Below are 18,826 nucleotides of genomic sequence, written 5' to 3' on the forward strand. Positions count from 1 at the left end.
CTTTTCTGCGTTACCGGGAAATTAACCAAGCGCGTACATGTTAAATTACAAGGTTCTATCTAGGAATTTTTTGCGATGACCAGAGACCAGATTTTTCCGCGCCTGATTGGCGGCCTGATGTTCCTGCTTGTGCTGCTGGCGATCGCGCCGGTTGCCATCGCGCAGACCGACAGCGGCGACACCGACGCCGTCGTCGTCAGCCCGCTGTCCCTGGTTCCGGTTGCGGATCTCAGTTTCGGCAACCTGATTCCCGGCGCCTCGGGCGGAACCGCGGTGGTCAGCACGGCCGGAACGCGGTCCGTCACCGGCTCGGTCGTGGCGGCGGGCGGCACCGTCTCCAACGCCGAATTCCGCGGCTTTGGCACGCGCAATCGGCTGGTCTATATCAGCACCCCCTCGAACAGCTACACGCTGAACCGCATCGGCGGCGGCGGCAACATGACGATGCGCGCGCTCACCCTTCAGGCCGACAATCTCACGCCGCTGTTTCTCCCCGGCCTGTTCCGCATAGCCTCGACCAACGTGATCACGCTGCGGCTCGGCGCCACGCTCGACGTTGCCGCCAACCAGCGCGGCGGCGCCTATGAAGGCAGCTTTCCGATCACGATGAACTATTACTGACATTTCCAGGATTGCGCGGCACCCGATCCGTTGCTAATCGCTGCTCCATGATCGACGCCCCGGAAATTTTCAGAACCGCCAAGAAGCGCAACGCCTGCGATGGTGCCACCGACATTCCGGGCGGCGTCGCGCTCGGCCATCCCCGCGTCTGGCTGGAGATTGACGAAAAGGGCTATGTCGACTGCGGCTATTGCGACCGGCGCTTCGTGCTGATTGGCGGCCCCGCCGACGTTGCGCCCGGACAGCCGGAAGAATAATCCGACATAGGGGGTGCAAGGCCCCCGATTCATTTCTATATGGAATGGATGATAGACACCCTTGACCCCCGCTCCTTTCTCTACCGTCCCGATGGCCTCGACCCCGAACGCGCCAAGGCGCTGGTCGCCGGCAGCCTGTCGGCCTGTGACGATGGCGAACTCTATCTCCAGTATAGCGCGGTGGAGAGTTTCGGCTTCGACGACGGCCGCCTGAAGACCGCCGACTACAGCACCGACAGCGGCTTCGGCCTGCGCGGCGTCTCCGGCGAGATGACCGGCTTCTCGCACAGCAACGAGATCAGCGAGGCAGCCATCCGCCGCGCCGCCCAGACCCTGCAATTGCTCGATCCGGCGAAGGGCGAAAAGGCCCCGCCGCCGCGCGGCAACAACCGCCATCTCTACGGCGAGGCCAATCCGCTGGAAGCCATTCCCTTCGCCAGGAAGGTCGCGCTCTGCCAGCAGATCGACGCCGCCGCCCGCGCCCGCGATCCCCGCGTCGCCCAGGTCTCCGTCGGCCTGTCCGGCAGCTGGAGCGTCGTCGAGATCGTCCGTCCCGACGGCTTTGTCGCCACCGATGTCCGCCCGCTGGTCCGGCTCAACGTGTCGATCGTCGCCGAGCAGAACGGCCGCCGCGAAAGCGGCAGCTTCGGCATGGGCGGCCGCTATCTCTACGACGACCTGTTCGAGGAAGCGCGCTGGAACCGCGCCGTCGACGAGGCGCTCGCGCAGGCGCTGGTCAATCTGGAAAGCGTCGACGCCCCCGCCGGCGAACAGACCGTGCTGCTCGGCCCTGGCTGGCCCGGCATCATCCTCCACGAAGCCATCGGCCACGGCCTCGAGGGCGATTTCAACCGCAAGGGCACCAGCGCCTTTTCCGGCAAGATCGGCCAGCGCGTTGCCGCTCCCGGCGTCACCGTCGTCGACGACGGCTCGATCCGCGAACGGCGCGGCTCGCTCAGCATCGACGACGAGGGCACGCCGACCCAGGAAAATGTCCTGATCGAGGACGGCATCCTCAAATGCTACATGCAGGACCGGCTCAACGCGCGGCTGATGGGCGTGCCGGCCACCGGCAACGGCCGCCGCGAAAGCTACGCCCATGCGCCGATGCCGCGGATGACCAACACCTTCATGCGCGGCGGCAAGGATGATCCGGCGGAACTGATGAGCCGGGTCAAGAACGGCATCTACGCGAAAAGCTTCGGCGGCGGCCAGGTCGATATCGTCTCCGGCAAGTTCGTCTTCTCCTGCACCGAGGCCTACAAGATCGAGAACGGCAAGCTCGGCGCCCCGATCAAGGGCGCCACGCTGATCGGCGACGGCCCCACCGTGCTGACCAAGGTCGCCGGCATTGGCAACGACATGGCGCTCGACGAGGGCATCGGCATGTGCGGCAAGGGTGGCCAGTCCGTGCCCGCCGGCGTCGGCCAGCCGACGCTGCTGGTAAAAGGTCTGACCGTCGGAGGGACCGCTTGAGCATGACAGCACCGGAAGCGCCCACGAGCTGGACCGCGGAAATCCTGTCCTACTGGTTCGACGAACTGAATTCGGATGACTGGTGGACGAAGAACGACGCCGTCGACAGCGAGATCGAAGAACGTTTCCTCGAGCTCTGGCAGGACGAGAAATCGAAAACCGCCGATGCCTTTCTCGGCTCGCCGGCAACCGCGCTCGCCGCGGTCATCCTGTTCGACCAGTTTCCCCGCAACATGTTCCGGGACAACGCCGATGCCTATGCCACCGACCATCTGGCGCAGCAGATCGCCGAACGGGCGGTGGCCCTGGAACTGGATGAACAGCTTCCCGAGGAGCAGCGCGCCTTTCTCTACATGCCCTTCATGCACGCCGAGGATCTGCAGCTGCAGACCCGGTCGGTTGCCCTGTTCACCAGGCTCGGCCGCAACGAGACATATGCCAACGAGCATCGCGACGTGATCGCGGAATTCGGCCGCTTCCCGCACCGCAACGCGGTGCTGGGGCGGCAGACGCGGGCCGACGAGCAGGCCGCGATCGACGACGGCGCCAGCTGGTAGGCACGATGGCTGTCATCGCGGCGCGGCAGACATGGCGCGCGCTCACGGTCTGGCCGGACCGCGCCCGCTGGACATCGGCATCGATGGTCGTCCTGCCCGCCGTGGCGATCGTCGCCCTGTCGGGATATCTCGGCGGCTGGCTCTCGCTCGATCCAGTCACCGACATCCCCGCCGCCCTGACCGCCGCCGTCCTCCTGTTCTTCCTCCCGGCGCTGGCCGAGGAACTGGTCTTCCGCGGCTTGCTCCTTTCCTGGTTCGCGGCCTTTTCGCAACGCGCGGGCAACTGGCTGTCGATTGCCCTGTTCGTGCTCTGGCATCCGTTTCAGGCGCTGGCCTTCGGTCCGCCCTGGTCCGCGATTTTCCTGCAGCCGTCGTTTCTGTTTGCTACGTTCATCCTCGGCATTGTATTGACCCATGTCAGGATTCAGTCGCAGTCCCTGTGGCCTGTGATACTGATCCACTGGCTTCTGGTCGTGGTCTGGAAGCTTCTGCTTGGCGGGCCATTTTACTGGGAAGGGTGACACATGGCGGATTTTTTTGAGACACTGACCGACGATCACGTCGCCTTCATCGCCGGGCAGCCGATGTTCTTTGTCGCCACCGCGGCGTCCGACGGCCGGATCAACCTGTCGCCCAAGGGCTATGATGCCTTCCGCGTGCTCGGTCCCGACCGGGTCGCCTATCTCGATCTCGGCGGTTCCGGCAACGAGACCCACGCCCATCTGGTCGCCGACGGCCGGATCACCATCATGTTCAACAATTTCGCCAATCCGGCGCTGATCATGCGGCTCTACGGCACCGGCAGGCCGGTGCTGCCGCAGGATGCCGGCTGGGACGAACTCGCCCGGTATTTCGACATCCTCCCCGGCACCCGCCAGATTTTCGACATCCAGATCGAGAGCGTGCAGACCAGCTGCGGCTGGGGCGTGCCGCAAATGGACATGAAAGCCGAGCGTCAGACCCTGGTCAAATATCACCGCCAGGCCGATCCCGACGCCTGGAGGGAAAAAATGGCCAAAAGATTGACCAGCATCGACGGCCTGCCGACCCGCGCCACCGACCGCTATTTTGGCGGATAGGCGGTCATGAGTCTGGTAGAACTGTCCCGCCACATGCACGGCGTCGAGGCCGAAATCATCCGTGGCCGGCTGGAGGCCGCCGGCATCGGCGCGGTCTGTTTCGACAGCGGCGTGAACATCGTCGAAGGCGCCGGCATCGCTTTGCCCGCCCGGGTGATGGTGCTGGCCGAGGATCTGGCAGAAGCGAAAGCGATATTGGCAGAGGACGTCTCGCTGTGAGCGGCGCCGGCAAGATCTCGCTGGCGCTGGGCGGAGGTGCCGGCCTTGGCTGGACCCATATCGGCGTGCTGCGGGCAATCGACGATAGCCCGCTGGAAATCGCCGCGATCGCCGGCACCTCGATCGGCGCGATCACCGGCGCCAGCTATGCGGTGGGCAAGCTCGACTATCTCGAGGACATGGCCCGCAACGTCAATTTCCGCAACATGCTGCGCTTCATGGACCCGCATTTCAAGCGCGGCGCGGTGATGGGCGCGCGCAATATCGAAAAGGAGCTGGAGGCCGAATTCGGCGAACTGCGGTTCGAGGATCTGCCCTTTCCGCTCGCTGCGGTCGCCGCAGACCTGCGCACGGGCGACACGATCGTGATGAAATCGGGCAATCTGGTGCCGGCGATCCGCGCGTCGATGTCGCTGCCCGGCATTTTCAAGCCCGTCCAGCATGAAGGGCGCCTGCTCGTCGACGGCGGCGCGGCGCTGCCGGTACCGGTATCGCCGGTGCGCGAGCTCGCACCCGAGGCTTTGTGCCTGTCGGTCAACCTGCAGGACGACTATCTCAACCGCTCGATTGCGGCGGGCATTGCCGAACATGGCAACCGCGAACCCAACAGCCTGGCCATCGTCAAGGCCTCGATCGGCCTGTCGCTGCGCAACCTCGGCCGCTATTCGCTGGCCCTCGATCCCCCCGATTTCGCGATGTCGCCCAAGGTCGGCCATATCGACATCCAGAATTTCACCCGCGCCGAGGAACTGATCGATATCGGACGGCGGGAAGCGGAGAAAATCATCCCGGAAATCTTGACCCGGCTGGCGGAGCGTGCTGCCTAATAATTAAGCACTTGTGCTGCAATGCACAAAATTTACACTTTCTTAAGCGCCCCGATTTTCCCAAAATCCTTTGATTCCAGCGCCTTCCGATTCTGGCACAGGCCTTGCGAAGAGCCCCTTGGCAACAACAATAGGGGGCGTAATGAAATTTATCATAGCCATAATCAAACCGTTCAAGCTTGACGATGTTCGTGAAGCGCTGACCGGTGTCGGTGTCACCGGCATGACCGTAACCGAGGTCAAGGGCTTCGGTCGGCAAAAGGGCCAGACGGAAGTCTATCGCGGCGCGGAATATACCACCAACATGGTGCCGAAACTGAAGATCGAGGTGGCCTGCAGCAGCGCTGTCGCGGCTCAGGCGGTCGAGGCGATCCAGGCCGCGGCGGGTACGGAATCGATCGGTGATGGCAAGATATTCACGCTCGGTCTCGAAGACGCCGTCCGCATCCGCACCGGTGAAACCGGCGACACAGCAATATAATCGGGGAAGCAGATACTCATGAGAAAAATTTTGACAAAAGTGACGGGGATGGCGGCGATTGCCGGCATGTCCGTTCCCGCCTTTGCGCAAGAGGCCGTCGAGGCGGCCGCGGCCGTGCCCAATCCGGGGAATAACGCCTGGATGATGACGGCGACCATATTGGTGCTGCTGATGATCCTTCCCGGTCTCGCGCTGTTCTACGGCGGCCTGACCCGCACCAAGAACATGCTCTCGACGATGACGCAAATCGGCGCCGCGGCCTGTCTCGCGATGCTGATCTGGGTCATGTACGGCTATGGCCTCGCCTTCGGTCCCGAAGGCAATGCCTTCATCAGCTGGGGCAAGTTCTTCCTCGCCGGTGTCGACGGTTCCAGCACCGCGGCGACCTTCTCCGACGAAGTGATCTCGGAATATGTGTTCATCTCCTTCCAGATGACCTTCGCGGCGATCACGCTCGCGCTGGTCCTCGGCTCGGTGGTCGAGCGGATGAAATTTTCCGCGGTGATGGTCTTCGGTGCCGTCTGGCTGACGATCGTCTATTTCCCGATCGCGCACATGGTATGGGCCGGCGGCGGACTGCTGTTTGAAATGGGCGCTCTCGACTTTGCCGGTGGTACCGTGGTGCATATCAACGCCGGTGTCTCGGCGCTGGTCGCGGCTCTCATCCTCGGCAACCGCACGGGTTACCCGAAGGAGCCAATGGCACCGCACAGCCTGACGCTGACGATGATCGGCACCGGCCTGCTCTGGGTTGGCTGGTTCGGCTTCAACGCCGGTTCCGAGCTGGAAGCGGACGGCACGGCTGGCCTGGCGATGATCAACACCTTCGTTGCCACCGCCTCCGGTGCCCTGTTCTGGATGCTGGCCGAAAAGCTGAGCGGCCACAAGGGTTCGGCTCTGGGCTTCTGCTCGGGCGTGATTGCCGGCCTGGTTGCGGTCACTCCCGCCGCCGGCAACAGCGGACCGTTCGGCGCCATCATCCTTGGCGCGGTCGCCTCGCTGGTCTGCTATTATGCGGTGTCCTTCCTGAAACCCAAGCTCGGCTATGACGACTCGCTGGACGCCTTCGGCATCCACGGCGTCGGCGGCATGGTCGGTGCGATCGGCACCGGCATTGTCTACCAGCCGATGTTCGGCGGACCCGGCGACGGTTCCACCGCGATGGGCGCACAGCTTGTCACCCAGATCATCGGCGTGCTGGTCACGATCGGCTGGGCCGGCATCGGTACCGCGATCGCGATGTTCGTCGCCAAGCTGGTCACCGGGCTGCGTGTCACCGAGGAAGTCGAGCGCGAAGGCCTCGATCTCGGCGAACACGGAGAGCGCGCCTATAACTACTGATATTCCGAGTTTGGCGCCGGCCTTCTCCTCCCAAATCCGGTCGGCGCCTCACCTTGTTCCTCCTGCGAACAAAAAACTCATGGCCGGTGATGTGCAAGCATCCCGGCCCTTTTTTTGGTTTTCTGCCGATACTGGGCTATGAATGGCCGGCATGAACGGCTTCGACTATCTCGTAATTCTCGCCTATCTGGCCGCGATGCTGGTCTTCGGGATCATGCTCAGCCGGCAAAGCAACGAAGGCGACTATTTTCTCGGCAACAAGGCGATCGGCTGGTTTCCCCTCGCTTTGTCGACCATGGCCACCCAGCTTTCGGCGATCAGCTTCATTTCCGCCCCGGCCTTTGTCGGCCTGCGCGAGGGCGGCGGCCTGAAATGGCTGACCTTCGAATTTGCCGTGCCGCTGGCGATGCTGCTGGTGATGTTCGTGATCATGCCGCCGCTCTATCGCTCCGGCGTGATCAGCATCTTCGACTTTCTCGAACAGCGGATCGGCCGGTCGACCCGTTTCTTCATCAGCCTTGCCTTCCAGATCGTCCGCGCCTTCGGCACCGGCATCATGGTCTACGCCACCGGTCTGATCATCGAGGCGGTGCTCGGCATTCCCTTCCTCCAGTCGATCCTGGCGATCAGCCTGATCACCATCCTCTATTCCTTTCTCGGTGGCATCCGCGCCGTGGTCTATGCCGACGCGATCCAGATGGTGCTGATCGTTCTCGGCCTGCTGGTCTGCCTGGCCTCGGCCATCTCGGTCATCGGCGGCTGGCAGCCATTCTGGTCGAGCATCGATCCGGCGCGCCTGCAGGTCGTCGAATGGAGCTATGCCGGTCTGGTCACCGACGAATTCGCGCTGCTGCCGATGCTGTTCGGCGGTTTCGTGCTCTATGTCTCCTATTATGCCTGCGACCAGACCCAGGCACAGCGGTCGCTGTCGGCAAGGAGCCTTGGGGACATCCGCAAATTGCTCGTCGCCAACGCTCTGCTGCGCTTTCCGGTGACCTTGCTCTATTGCATCACCGGTCTGGCGGTCGGTGTGATCGCCGCGGCCAACAGCGACTTTATGGCGCGCATTCCCGCGGACAGCCCCGACCATCTGATGCCCTATTTCATCATCGAATATCTGCCCAATGGCGTGATCGGCCTGCTGCTGGTGGCGATCATGTCGGCGGCGATGTCGACGCTCAGCTCCGCGGTCAATTCGCTGTCGGCGGTGACCATCGAGGATCTGAAGAGCTTCGGTGTCCACGCCCGCGATGACCGCCGCGAGCTGCTCTGGGCGCGGCTGCTGGCGCTGCTGTGGGGAGCGGTGATCCTGTTCTTCTCGCTCTACTCCGGCGACATATCGGCGACGGTGATCGAGGCGATCAACAAGGTCGGCTCGGCCCTTTACGGCCCCGTGCTCGGGGTCTTCCTGATCGCCATCCTGTGGCGCCGCCGCACCGTGCTCAGCACCAATATCGGCTTTCTCGCCGGCCTGCTGCTCAATTTGTACTTCTGGCAGTTCCAGCCCGGCCTGTTCTGGATGTGGTGGAACCTGATCGGACTGGTGGTCACGCTCGCGGTCTCCGTGGCGCTGTCCCTGCTGTCCGGCAAGATGCCGCTCGCCGCCGCGACGGTTGCCCTGCAGACCCGGAAGGTGCCGCCCTCCTACGTGCTGCTGGTCTCCGCCGGCCTGGCGCTGTTCACGCTGGCTATCATCCTGATTTCACTCGCCTTTGAAAGCATCCAATTCTTCCAAATCTGAGGGCAGGGGATCCCGCTCAGCCCGCCAGATCCGCCCGGATGAATTCCGCCGCCCGCTCGCCGATCATGATGCTCGGCGCATTGGTGTTGCCGCTGATGATCTCCGGCATGATCGACGCATCGGCGATATAAAGCCCTTCCAGCCCCCGGAATTTCAGCCTCGGATCGACCACCGCCGCCTCGTCCGAACCCATCCGGCAGGTGCCGACCGGGTGATAGACGGTGTCGGCGCGCTGCCGGATCAGCGCGTCCAGCTCGGCATCGCTGTTGATGTCGATTGGGTGCCGGTCGGTCGGCGAAAATTCGGTCAGCGGCGGCGTTTCCAGGATCCGCTTCATGTGCCGGACGCCCTTGCGCAGCGTCGCGATATCGCGGTCGTCATTGAGGAAATTCGGGTCAATCGAAGGCGGCGCTGTCGGATCGTCGCTGTTCAGCCGCACATGGCCCTTGCTGTGCGGCCTGAGCACACAGGCATGGCAGCTGAAGCCGTGACCCTTGACCGCCTCGCGGCCATGATCCTCCAGCATCGCCGGAACGAAATGATACTGGATATCGGGCGCCGGCACCTCGGGCCCGCTGCTCCAGAACCCGCCCGCCTCGGCATAGGGCGTCGTCATGATCCCGGTCCGCTTCATCCGGTGCTGCAGGATTGCCCGTGCCATGCGCACCGTGCCGGCCAGCGAATCCCCGATCAGCTCGCGCGATTCGGTCTGGTAGCCGGAGACAAAGTCGATATGGTCCTTGAGATTCTCGCCAACCTCTGGCTTGTCGAGCACCACATCCACACCCTTGTCCCGCAGATGCGCCGCCGGTCCGATGCCGGACAGCTGCAGGATATGCGGCGAACCGAAAGCCCCCGCAGACAGCACCACCGCGCCGCGCGCCCGGATCGTCTCGCGGCCGGCCCCGCGCCTGATCTGCACGCCGGTGACCCGGCCGTCCTCGACGATCAGCTTCTCGACCAGCGACTTGGTGCGGATCGTCAGGTTCGGCCGACCCCGCGCCGGCTCGACATAGGCGCGCGCGGCGGACCAGCGTTCGCCGTCCTTCTGGGTGACCTGATAGATGCCCATGCCCTCCTGCTTCTCGCCGTTGAAATCGTCGAGAATCGGCAGCTGCAGGTTGCGCGCCGCCTCGACAAAGGCGAGGCTTCCGGGATTGAGCCATTTCTGGTCGGACACCGACAGCGGGCCGTCGCCGCCATGATAGGCATCACCGCCGCGCTCGTTGCCTTCTGATTTCCTGAAATAGGGCAGGACGTCGTCATAGGACCAGCCGGCGCAGCCCATCGCCGCCCAATTGTCATAATCCCAGCGGTTGCCGCGGATATAGACCATCGCGTTGATCGCGCTCGACCCGCCCATCCCTCGACCGCGTGGCTGGTAGCCGGTGCGGCCGTTCAGGCCCTTCTGCGGCACGGTGTCGAACCGCCAGTTGGCATTTTTCAGCAGGAACGGCATCATCCCCGGCGTCTTGACGAGAAAATTATTGTTCCGGCCACCCGCCTCGATCAGGCAGACCGTGCGCTTGCCATCCTCGCTCAGCCGTCCCGCGACGGCGCTGCCGGCGGAGCCGCCGCCGATGACGATGATGTCAAATTCTGCCATATTTCTGTCTCTCTCCACCGTTGCTTTTGTCGCAATCTGGGGAGGCTATATTGTATTGCACCGGTCGTGCACAGTGCAAATAAACCGACCATGGCGCCCGCAATCATGTCGATAAGATAATGGGTGCCCTCGACCGGTGTCGACAGCAGCATCGCGCAGTTGATCAGCAGCAGCGGCCAGCGCAGAAAGCGGCATTGCCAGGCAATCGCGATATAGATGACCGCAGCCGCCGTATGGAAACTCGGTGCACAGACCAGCCCCTGCAGCGCGCCCAGATCGACCGCGCCCAGCCTGTTCTCGCGCAGCATCGGCAGCAGTTCAGCCTGATAGAGCGCGCTGGTCGGCATATAGGGAACCGGCCCCTGCCACACATAGGCCAGCGGCCCGACCGCCGGCATGGCGAGGAACAGCAGCATGGTGACCAGCGCGGCCAGCCAGAAACTGACCAGGAACAGCTGCGCCCGCGCGCGCTCCCCGCTCAGCGCCAGCCCGCCGAGCAGCAGCACCGGCGACATGTAGATATTGGCATAGGCCAGGCGGCCGACGGTCTGCAGCCAGGGATTGTCGACCACCAGCATATACCACCGGATCCAGTCGAAGCCGATCAGCGCGTCGATCCGCGCCAGCGCGGCGTCGGCAAAACCGCTGGTCGCAGCGGCCGCGGGATAGGTCGCGGTCGCCCCCAGCAGGCTGATGAACAGGAACAGGCCGACATATTCGCAAAAGTCCCGGGCGACCCGTTCGCGGCCCGTCGACCGATTCCGCAGTCTAAAGCGGATCGTCGCCAGCAGCAGCAGCGCCAGCAGATATTTTGCATTGCTGGGCTTCAGGAAATCCATGCCGAGGCCGGCCCGGTCCATCATCGCAACGACGATCAGCAGGCTGCCGCCGAGCAGGCCCAATATCCAGGCGGTCGGCACGATCCGGTCCCGCAGCACCGGGCGGTCGATGTGGATGTCCCGGGTGTCGCTCATGTCCATCAGCCGCGCCCTGCGCAGGAGGCATTGGCGATGCCGCAAATCGTCTGCGCACGCACGGAGCGGCCGCAGCTGTCTGAAAATTTCAAGATGATTCCAATGCCCCGACCCGCGTGCGACCCTTGCACGTCTGGAGGGGTCCCAACCCTCTATGTCGCGCTTGCGCCTTTTTCAGGGGAAAGGATAGTCACAAAAATGTAATCTCTGCTATCCTCAGCTCTCGCGGCCCTGTTGCCAGCGCTCCTTGATCATCTCGCTGCTTTCGCGGCTGCCGTCATGGCTCCAGCCCGGCGGCTTGACCAGATAGTTCCACTTGTACCGCCACGGTGCCGACCACAGGTCCCGGCCGATGCCGATCCATTCGTGAAACGCGGCCCACAGCAGGTTGTGGCTGTCCAGATTCTTGATGATGCCATAGCGGATATCCTCTTCTTCCGTCTCCGGCTCATAAGTTCCGAACAGCTTGTCCCAGACGATGAACACCCCGGCATAATTGCGGTCGAGATAGCGCGGGTTGGTCGCGTGATGCACCCGGTGGTGCGACGGGGTGTTCATCACCGCCTCGAACCAGCGCGGCATCCGGTCGATCGCCTCGGTATGGATCCAATATTGGTAGACGAGGTTCAGTCCGGCGAGGAAGAAGATCAGCGCCGGCGGAAAACCGATCAGGAACAGCGGCAGCCGGAACAGGAAGCCGAGCGCGAAAAATCCGGTCCAGGTCTGCCTCAGCGCCGTCGTCAGATTATAATGCTGGCTGCTGTGATGGATGACATGCGCCGCCCAGAACCAGCGGACCCGGTGCGCGGTGCGGTGAAACCAGTAATAGGCGAGATCGTCGAGGACAAAGGCGAGCGGCACCAGCCACAGGGCATTGGCCCAGCTGATCTCGAAATCGAGCAGCCGATATTCATAGACCCACAGGCTGAGGGCCAGGACCAAGCCGCCGGTCAGGATACCGGCGACCACGCTGCCCGTCCCCAGCGCCAGCGAGGTCAGCGCATCCCTGGTCTCGTAGCGGATCTTTTTGTTCTTGCGGCTCCACCACCATTCCATGGCGACGGTGATGATGAAGAACGGGACCGCCCAGTCGGTCGGGGATGGCAGGCTTTCCATAATAGCGGACTATTGACACGAATGTCAGTTCCTGTCCAGATGCCGCGATTAGTTCCCCGCCGCTAGCGCGTCGACCATCGCCCGCACCGGCGTGATGTCATAGCCGGCATTGCCGGCCAGCCGGGAAATCTCGTCGGGATCGAAGCCCTGTTTCGCCTGCGCCAGCGACCAGAGCAGCGTCGAGCGAGTGCCCGAGCGGCAATAGGCGAGGGTCTTGTCGCCATCGGCGAGCGCCGCGACCATCGCATCGACCTGCGGACCGGAAAAGCCGCTGTGGGTGATTGGTATCGCGATATATTTCATCCCCGCCTCGCGCGCCGCCGCCTCGATATCCGCGCTTTGCGGCGCAGCGGGGTCCTCGCCATCGGGCCGGTTGTTGATGATCAGCGTCACCCCTTCCGCTTTCGCCGCGGCGATATCATCCAGGTCTATCTGGGGGGCTACGCTGATTGTGTCGTTGATTTTCCGGAACATGTTCGTGATCTCCTCTGTCGGAATGTCTGTGTCGGTCGCTGTGGCCGCGCTGCAGCCAGACAAAACCAGCAACAACAGGGCGGCTGAAAATTTCATGTCTGCTGCGCTTCGGTCACCTCTTGGATCACCGCCAGAAAGGCTTCGCCATGTTTCTCCAGCTTCGCGGCACCGATCCCCGGAAGCTCGCCGAGCGCCGACAGGCTGCGCGGCTTGAAACCGGTCATATCACGCAGCACGCTGTCGTGGAAGATGACATAAGGTGGCACGCCCAGTTCGGTGGCAAGTTCCATCCGCTTCTTGCGCAGCGCCTCGAACAGGGGGTCGCCAAAGGGATTGAGCGAAGGTCCGCCGCCGCGCCCCTTGCGCGATAGCCGCTTCGGCGGCTCGACGATGGCGATTTCCTGCTCGCCCTTCAGGATCTTGCGCGCGTCTGGCCCGAACATCAGCCCGCCATGCTCGGTGTTGCGCAGCGCGTCGCGCAGCAGCAGCGACCGCGCCACCGCCTTGATCAGCGGTGCTTCCTCTTCGTCGACAATATCGAACACCGACAGCTTGTCATGGCCGCGCGACAGGATTTTCTCCTCCTGCCGCCCGGTCAGCACCGCCTCGAGATGAGTGACGCCGAAACTCTGGCCGGTGCGATACACCGCCGAGAGGAACTTGCGCGCCAGCTCGGTGACATTGCGGGTTTCCGGCGCGTTCAGGCAATTGTCGCAATTGCCGCAGGTCTCCGGCGGGTTCTCGCCGAAATGCCGCAGCAAGACCGCGCGGCGGCATCCGGCGGTTTCGACCAGGCCGCCCAGCGCCGCCAGCCGGGTCCGCTCGCTGTCCAGCCGGCTCTGGTCAACCTCGCCGAGCCGCTGCCGCGCCTTGGCAAAATCCTCCGCGCCCCAGAACATATGGGCTTCGGCAGGGTCGCCATCGCGCCCCGCACGCCCGGTTTCCTGATAATAGGCCTCGATCGACTTGGGCAGCCCGGCATGGGCGACGAAGCGCACGTCCGGCTTGTCGATGCCCATGCCGAAGGCAATCGTGGCGACCATCACCATGTCTTCGGAGGCGACGAAATCATGCTGGTTCTTCTGCCGCACCTCCGGCGGCAGCCCGGCATGATAGGCGCGCGCGCTGCGGCCGGTGGCAGCGATCTGGCTGGCCATCTTCTCGGTCGCCGCGCGTGTCTGGGCATAGACGATGCCCGGCCCCGGCGTGCGCGCGACCAGATCGCCAATCTGCCGCGCCAGCCCTGACCGCGGACTGATACCGTAACGGATATTGGGCCGGTCGAAGCCGGCAAGGATCATGCCCTCTGCGGGGATCCCCAGCTGCACCAGAATATCCTCGCGCGTATGGGCGTCGGCGGTGGCCGTCAGCGCCAGCCGCGGCACCGACCCGAAATGGTCCAGCAGCGGCCGCAGCAGGCGGTAGTCGGGCCGGAAATCATGGCCCCATTCGGACACGCAATGCGCTTCATCAATGGCGAACAGCGATATGTCGGCCTGTTCCAGCAATTCGCGAAAATGCGGCTGCGACGCCCGTTCCGGCGCGGCGTAGAGCAGGTCCAGCTCGCCCGCCTTCAGCCGGGCGATGGTCTCGGCCCGATTGTCGTCGGCGGAGGTGAGGGTGGCCGCCCGGATTCCTACCGCCTCGGCACTGCGCAACTGGTCGTGCATCAGCGCGATCAGCGGCGAGATCACGATTGTCGTGCCCGTGTTGGCCAGCGCTGGCAGCTGGTAGCAGAGCGACTTGCCTGAGCCTGTCGGCATCACTGCCAGCGTGTTCTGCCCCGCCATCACCCGCTCCAGCACCGCCGCCTGCATGCCGCGGAACGCGCCGAAGCCGAAGGTGGATTTGAGCAGGGGGAGCAGGGCATCGGTCATGCCCTGTTCCCTAGCCAGACATGGCCGCCTGCGAAACCGGAAAAACGGCGATGACCGAAAATGTAATCCGCTTTGGCCGTCACGCCACTTCGCGCTGGTCCTCCGCCTGCCGCTTCCACATGTCGGCATAGAGCCCGCGCTTGACCAGCAGCTGCCGGTGGCTGCCGCGCTCGGCAATCCGCCCGTTGTCGAGCACGATAATCTCGTCGGCATGGGTGATGGTCGACAGCCGGTGAGCGATGATCAGCGTCGTGCGCCGCTCCGATATTTTGGCCAGAGTCGCCTGGATTTCATCTTCGGTGCGGCTGTCCAGCGCAGAGGTCGCTTCGTCCAATATCAGGATCGGTGGATTTTTCAGCAGCGTCCGGGCAATCGCCACCCGCTGCTTCTCGCCACCGGACAGTTTCAGCCCGCGTTCGCCGACCTGCGTGTCATAGCCGTCGGGCAGCTTGGCGATAAAGCCGTCGAGCGCCGCGCCGCGCGCCGCTTCCTCGATCTCCGCCTGGGTCGCGCCCTCGCGGCCATAGCCGATATTATAGCCGATACTGTCGTTGAACAGGACGCTGTCCTGCGGCACGATGCCGATCGCACCGCGCAGGCTGTGCTGGGTGACTTCGGCTATGTCCTGGCCATCGATCAGGATGCGCCCCGCCTGCGGATCGTAGAAGCGGAACAATAGCCGCGCGATCGTCGACTTGCCGGCACCGGAAGGCCCGACAATGGCCAGCGTCCCGTCGGGCGGCACCTCGAAATCCAGCCCGTGCAGGATGCGGCGGTCGTCGTCATAGTTGAACACGACATTCTCGAACCGCACCGTGCCGTCCGACACCTGCAGCGGCTTGGCTCCGGGCTTGTCGACGACCTCCTGCCTGGTATCGATCAGCTTGAACATCGCGTCCATGTCGACCAGGCCCTGGCGGATCGTGCGATAGACCATGCCGAGCATGTCGAGCGGCCGGAACAGCTGCATCAGTAGCGCGTTGACCAGCACCAGGTCGCCCACGGTCAGGTCGCCCTGCTGCCAGCCATAGACGCTGAACGCCATCGCCCCGACCATGGTCAGGTTGGTAATGATCGACTGGCCGATATTGAGCAGGCCCAGCGAATTCTCCGACTTGACCGCAGCATTGGCCCAGTCGCGCATCGCCTGGTCATAGCGATCGCTCTCGCGCCGTTCGGCGGTGAAATATTTGACCGTCTCGTAGTTCAGCAGGGCGTCGACCGAACGGCCGATTACCCGCGTGTCCATGTCGTTCATCCGCGCCCGGAGCGCGTTGCGCCAGTCGGTCACCTTGCGGGTAAAGATGATGTAGATCGCGACCATCGCCGAGGTTGCCGCGACCAGGCCAAAGCCGAACTTGATCTGGAAGATGATCAGCACCGCGGCCAGTTCGACCACCGTCGGCGCGATGTTGAACAGCAGGAAATAGAGCATCACGTCGATGCTCTTGGTGCCGCGCTCGATCACCTTGGTCACCTCGCCGGTGCGCCGGCCGAGATGGAAACGCAGCGACAGGCTGTGCAAATGGGTGAAGACATTGGTCGCCAGCCGCCGGGCCGCTTCCTGACCGACCTTCTCGAACACGATGTTGCGCATATTGTCGAACAGCACCTGCCCGAAGCGGGCCACGCCGTAAGCCGCGACCAGCGCCAATAACACGGTCAGCTCGGTACCCAGCGCATCGTCCGACATGCCGTCGATCACCGCCTTGTACAGGAACGGCATCGTCAGGATCGCCGCCTTGGCGCACAGCACCAGCAGTCCGGCGACGATGATCCGCATCCTGAGGCCCGGCTCGTCCTTGGGCCAGAGATAAGGCAGAAAGCGCTTGAGCGTAGGGATCATCGGAGGGTCGATCTGGCCCTCGGTGGCATAATCAGGTGGCATGGCTGCCGATGTAGGGATGCCGGCGATGAAAGTCCATGCGCCTATTGGTGCAACGGCGCGGTACGCTTGGGTCCTGGCCCTAGAAACTGCCGCTGACGGTGAGCCGGTAGATCAGGCCGAACTGCCGGCTGCGATCCTCGATGAAGGCGATCGGTCCGTCACGCCGGTTGGCATAGACGGTGCGGGTGAAATTCTCGCTGTGGCCAAACAGGTTGCCGAGATTGGCCTGGACGGTCAGCCCCATCACGTCCTTGTGCTCGACAAAGATCCAGCTGTAGGGCGCTCCGGTGCGGAAGCGGGTGATCTGGTCGAGCCGCAGGAAGTCGGAATAGCGCCTGTCCTCGACGCCGGCGCCCCAGGCCCAGTCGCTGCCGGGAATATCGTGACGCAAGGTCGCTTCATAGGTGAAGATCTTGTCGTCGCTGATCCGCCGGTGGATGCCGGTAAGCGGGTCGCGCAGCGAACTTTTCCGCACTTCCCCGGTGAAATCGAGCTTCGCGCCCCGCCAGCTGATCGGATCGAACAATATGCTGGACGTCAGCTCCACGCCATAGCTGGTCGCGCTGTCGAGATTGCCCCGCGCCTCGGTCGTCGCGGTGATCGGGATGGAATCGACGATATCGCTGAACTGCTCGCCATAGATATTGACCGTCAACGACCCCCATGGTCCCAGCTTCCGCGTCGTCTCCAGTTCGGCCCGCCAGCTTTGCGGCGGTACCAGCGCGGGATTGCCCGCATTGCCGTTGTTCTGCGAGACATCGACCGATTCGACGAAATCGAAGAAATTCAGCTGGCCGACCAGCCGTTCGACCTTCAGGCTGATGTCCAGATCCGGCTGCGGCTTCCACGCCAGCGAGACCGATCCCTTCGGTCGCACGAACGAGCGGCTCTCGCCCCTCGCGCCGGTCTGGCTGATCTTGCTGTACTCGCCGCCCAGCGTCGCCTGAAGGGTGACCGCGTCCGACAGCGGGCGGCCGTAAGACGTGATGACCTCGCCGCGATATTCGGTGACCTTGCTGTTGGCATTGGTCAGCGGAACCGGCTGAAACACGCCTTGGGCATCGAGTTCCGCCAGCGCGCCCTTGTTGTCGAGAAAATTATAAGCGCCCTCGACGCTGATGCCCCAGTCCGATCCCCCTGCGGTTTTCCAGCCATATTCCGCGCGCAGGATGGACTCGCCCTCATCCGTTGTCTGGTCGAACCGGCTGCCGTTGGGCGGGGTGCTGCCATCGAAAAACGTCTGCCCGAAAAAATTGCTGACCGGACTATGTTCAAAGCGCTGCAGGCCGATCAGCTTCAGCCGGCCGCCGCCCAGGCCAAATTCATAATCCGTGCTGAATTCGCCATTCCACTCGTCCTCGTTGCTCGAATAAAATTCGAAAATATCCGGCTGCCCGGCTTGCGTGCGATCCGTCGCGACCGTTTCCCGCTTGCGGTAGATCTGGTAGGCGGCATTGGCATTGAAGACCGCTCCCCCCTCGCTGGTGCGGCTGTAGGCACCGCTGATCTTGGGCTGGTCCTGGCGGTACCGGGCGACCTCGTCGCGTTCGAACAGCAGGCCGCCGAACCGGTCGGTGATCCGTTCCGGCCCCTCGACCCCGCTGCGTTGCGCATCATTTTCAACCGACAGGGTGAAATCACCCTTGCCCAGCTTGCCGCTGACCGATGCCTCGCCGGCAAACCAGTTGCTGCCCGAGCGCCGCCAGCGCGGATCCCATTTGAAATTGCCGTTCAGCCCCGCACCCTCGTAGGCCTTGGTCACGAGGTTGAGCACCTGGCCAGAAAGCCCGGAAATGCTCAGCGTCGCCCCGTCGACAATCTCGATCCGCAGAACATTGCTGGCCGAGATCCGGCCGAGAAAGGTGAAGGCGTCGATATTCTTGCCGGAGATGCGCGCGCCGTTGATCAGCACATTCTCGTCGGCCTGGCCCAGGCCGCGGGCATCCTCGTCGCCGGTGTCGATGGTGAAGCCGGGGACCTGGGTCACCATATCCAGCGCCGTGCGCGGATTGAAGCGGGCGAACTGCTCGGCCAGATAGACCTGCCGCCCGTTTTCGACCCGCGGCTGAAGGCTCGAGACCGCCGCATCCTGTGCCAGGGCCGCGACTGGCCAACAATGCAGCGCGGCAACCAGGCCTGCTGTCAACGCTCGTCTGCTGATCACGCCCTCATACTCCCCGTTCGTTTTCTGTCATGGGCGCTAGGGCGCGAAAATATCAGCTGATACCGGCTTTCGATAAACTACATTTGTAATCGGACGAACGGCGTCCGGTCAGTTTCCGGCAAGCCCTT

Annotated in this window: 18 protein-coding genes; 11 read left to right on the top strand and 7 right to left on the bottom strand. The window is 63.5% G+C overall.

Annotation, left to right across the window (positions count from 1 at the left end; genetic code table 11):
* The first annotated feature begins 75 nt into the window (after positions 1-75).
* From V7650_RS13800 to V7650_RS13850, 11 genes are all read left to right on the top strand, one after another.
* Positions 76-621: a DUF4402 domain-containing protein gene (locus V7650_RS13800; protein ID WP_335656813.1), complete on the top strand. Its 546-nt coding sequence runs from the start codon at positions 76-78 to the stop codon at positions 619-621.
* A 47-nt stretch (positions 622-668) separates the two neighbouring features.
* On the top strand, positions 669-878 hold the full coding sequence (locus tag V7650_RS13805) for a zinc-finger domain-containing protein (protein ID WP_335656814.1): 210 nt from the start codon (positions 669-671) through the stop codon (positions 876-878).
* A gap of 48 nt (positions 879-926) precedes the next feature.
* Positions 927-2,354: a metalloprotease TldD gene (gene tldD, locus V7650_RS13810; protein WP_335656815.1), complete on the top strand. Its 1,428-nt coding sequence runs from the start codon at positions 927-929 to the stop codon at positions 2,352-2,354.
* Between the two features lie 2 nt (positions 2,355-2,356).
* Positions 2,357-2,911 (top strand): DUF924 family protein, encoded by a 555-nt coding sequence (locus V7650_RS13815; RefSeq protein WP_335656851.1) that lies wholly within the window; start codon positions 2,357-2,359, stop codon positions 2,909-2,911.
* Between the two features lie 5 nt (positions 2,912-2,916).
* Positions 2,917-3,432, top strand: coding sequence for a CPBP family glutamic-type intramembrane protease (locus V7650_RS13820; RefSeq protein ID WP_335656816.1), 516 nt, complete (start codon positions 2,917-2,919; stop codon positions 3,430-3,432).
* Positions 3,433-3,435: 3 nt separating this feature from the next.
* Positions 3,436-3,990, top strand: coding sequence for a pyridoxamine 5'-phosphate oxidase family protein (locus V7650_RS13825; RefSeq protein ID WP_335656817.1), 555 nt, complete (start codon positions 3,436-3,438; stop codon positions 3,988-3,990).
* Positions 3,991-3,996: 6 nt separating this feature from the next.
* On the top strand, positions 3,997-4,209 hold the full coding sequence (locus V7650_RS13830) for a putative signal transducing protein (RefSeq protein ID WP_335652069.1): 213 nt from the start codon (positions 3,997-3,999) through the stop codon (positions 4,207-4,209).
* Positions 4,206-5,036: a patatin-like phospholipase family protein gene (locus V7650_RS13835; protein ID WP_335656818.1), complete on the top strand. Its 831-nt coding sequence runs from the start codon at positions 4,206-4,208 to the stop codon at positions 5,034-5,036. The genes V7650_RS13830 and V7650_RS13835 overlap by 4 nt, the downstream gene beginning before the upstream one ends.
* A gap of 142 nt (positions 5,037-5,178) precedes the next feature.
* Entirely contained in the window at positions 5,179-5,517 is a 339-nt protein-coding gene (locus tag V7650_RS13840; RefSeq protein WP_335656819.1) for a P-II family nitrogen regulator, read from the top strand.
* Between the two features lie 48 nt (positions 5,518-5,565).
* On the top strand, positions 5,566-6,858 hold the full coding sequence (locus V7650_RS13845) for an ammonium transporter (protein ID WP_442955302.1): 1,293 nt from the start codon (positions 5,566-5,568) through the stop codon (positions 6,856-6,858).
* A gap of 142 nt (positions 6,859-7,000) precedes the next feature.
* Positions 7,001-8,599: a sodium:solute symporter family transporter gene (locus tag V7650_RS13850; protein ID WP_335656821.1), complete on the top strand. Its 1,599-nt coding sequence runs from the start codon at positions 7,001-7,003 to the stop codon at positions 8,597-8,599.
* Positions 8,600-8,615: 16 nt separating this feature from the next.
* Here V7650_RS13850 and V7650_RS13855 read toward each other — a convergent pair whose 3' ends face one another.
* The 7 genes from V7650_RS13855 to V7650_RS13885 all read right to left on the bottom strand — a co-directional run bounded on the left by V7650_RS13855 (position 8,616) and on the right by V7650_RS13885 (position 18,698).
* The gene (locus V7650_RS13855) at positions 8,616-10,205 is read right to left on the bottom strand and encodes a GMC family oxidoreductase (RefSeq protein ID WP_335656822.1); all 1,590 of its coding nucleotides are present in this window, start codon (positions 10,203-10,205) and stop codon (positions 8,616-8,618) included.
* Positions 10,139-11,185, bottom strand: a complete 1,047-nt coding sequence (locus V7650_RS13860; RefSeq protein WP_335656823.1) for a phosphatase PAP2 family protein — start codon at positions 11,183-11,185, stop codon at positions 10,139-10,141. The genes V7650_RS13855 and V7650_RS13860 overlap by 67 nt, the downstream gene beginning before the upstream one ends.
* Positions 11,186-11,395: 210 nt before the next feature.
* Complete coding sequence (locus V7650_RS13865; protein WP_335656824.1) at positions 11,396-12,295, bottom strand: sterol desaturase family protein; 900 nt, start codon at positions 12,293-12,295, stop codon at positions 11,396-11,398.
* A gap of 48 nt (positions 12,296-12,343) precedes the next feature.
* A complete protein-coding gene (locus V7650_RS13870; protein ID WP_335656825.1) occupies positions 12,344-12,769 on the bottom strand; it encodes a TIGR01244 family sulfur transferase in 426 nt (141 codons plus the stop codon).
* A gap of 92 nt (positions 12,770-12,861) precedes the next feature.
* Positions 12,862-14,646, bottom strand: a complete 1,785-nt coding sequence (gene recQ / locus V7650_RS13875; RefSeq protein ID WP_335656826.1) for a DNA helicase RecQ — start codon at positions 14,644-14,646, stop codon at positions 12,862-12,864.
* Between the two features lie 79 nt (positions 14,647-14,725).
* Entirely contained in the window at positions 14,726-16,534 is a 1,809-nt protein-coding gene (locus V7650_RS13880; protein ID WP_335656827.1) for an ABCB family ABC transporter ATP-binding protein/permease, read from the bottom strand.
* A 79-nt stretch (positions 16,535-16,613) separates the two neighbouring features.
* Positions 16,614-18,698: a TonB-dependent receptor plug domain-containing protein gene (locus V7650_RS13885; protein ID WP_335656828.1), complete on the bottom strand. Its 2,085-nt coding sequence runs from the start codon at positions 18,696-18,698 to the stop codon at positions 16,614-16,616.
* Between the last annotated feature and the right edge of the window lie 128 nt (positions 18,699-18,826).

This window comes from Parasphingorhabdus sp. (genome assembly GCF_036964565.1).
GTDB lineage: Bacteria > Pseudomonadota > Alphaproteobacteria > Sphingomonadales > Sphingomonadaceae > Parasphingorhabdus.

Excerpts from the sequence above, each read along its gene's own strand:
- V7650_RS13880 (WP_335656827.1), bottom strand. The coding sequence starts at position 16,534 with ATGCCACCTGATTATGCCACCGAGGGCCAGATCGACCCTCCGATGATC.
- recQ (WP_335656826.1), bottom strand. The coding sequence starts at position 14,646 with ATGACCGATGCCCTGCTCCCCCTGCTCAAATCCACCTTCGGCTTCGGC.
- V7650_RS13805 (WP_335656814.1), top strand. The coding sequence starts at position 669 with ATGATCGACGCCCCGGAAATTTTCAGAACCGCCAAGAAGCGCAACGCC.
- V7650_RS13820 (WP_335656816.1), top strand. The coding sequence starts at position 2,917 with ATGGCTGTCATCGCGGCGCGGCAGACATGGCGCGCGCTCACGGTCTGG.
- V7650_RS13855 (WP_335656822.1), bottom strand. The coding sequence starts at position 10,205 with ATGGCAGAATTTGACATCATCGTCATCGGCGGCGGCTCCGCCGGCAGC.
- V7650_RS13840 (WP_335656819.1), top strand. The coding sequence starts at position 5,179 with ATGAAATTTATCATAGCCATAATCAAACCGTTCAAGCTTGACGATGTT.
- V7650_RS13825 (WP_335656817.1), top strand. The coding sequence starts at position 3,436 with ATGGCGGATTTTTTTGAGACACTGACCGACGATCACGTCGCCTTCATC.
- V7650_RS13865 (WP_335656824.1), bottom strand. The coding sequence starts at position 12,295 with ATGGAAAGCCTGCCATCCCCGACCGACTGGGCGGTCCCGTTCTTCATC.
- V7650_RS13815 (WP_335656851.1), top strand. The coding sequence starts at position 2,357 with ATGACAGCACCGGAAGCGCCCACGAGCTGGACCGCGGAAATCCTGTCC.
- V7650_RS13860 (WP_335656823.1), bottom strand. The coding sequence starts at position 11,185 with ATGGACATGAGCGACACCCGGGACATCCACATCGACCGCCCGGTGCTG.
- tldD (WP_335656815.1), top strand. The coding sequence starts at position 927 with ATGATAGACACCCTTGACCCCCGCTCCTTTCTCTACCGTCCCGATGGC.
- V7650_RS13850 (WP_335656821.1), top strand. The coding sequence starts at position 7,001 with ATGGCCGGCATGAACGGCTTCGACTATCTCGTAATTCTCGCCTATCTG.
- V7650_RS13845 (WP_442955302.1), top strand. The coding sequence starts at position 5,566 with ATGGCGGCGATTGCCGGCATGTCCGTTCCCGCCTTTGCGCAAGAGGCC.
- V7650_RS13800 (WP_335656813.1), top strand. The coding sequence starts at position 76 with ATGACCAGAGACCAGATTTTTCCGCGCCTGATTGGCGGCCTGATGTTC.
- V7650_RS13830 (WP_335652069.1), top strand. The coding sequence starts at position 3,997 with ATGAGTCTGGTAGAACTGTCCCGCCACATGCACGGCGTCGAGGCCGAA.
- V7650_RS13870 (WP_335656825.1), bottom strand. The coding sequence starts at position 12,769 with ATGTTCCGGAAAATCAACGACACAATCAGCGTAGCCCCCCAGATAGAC.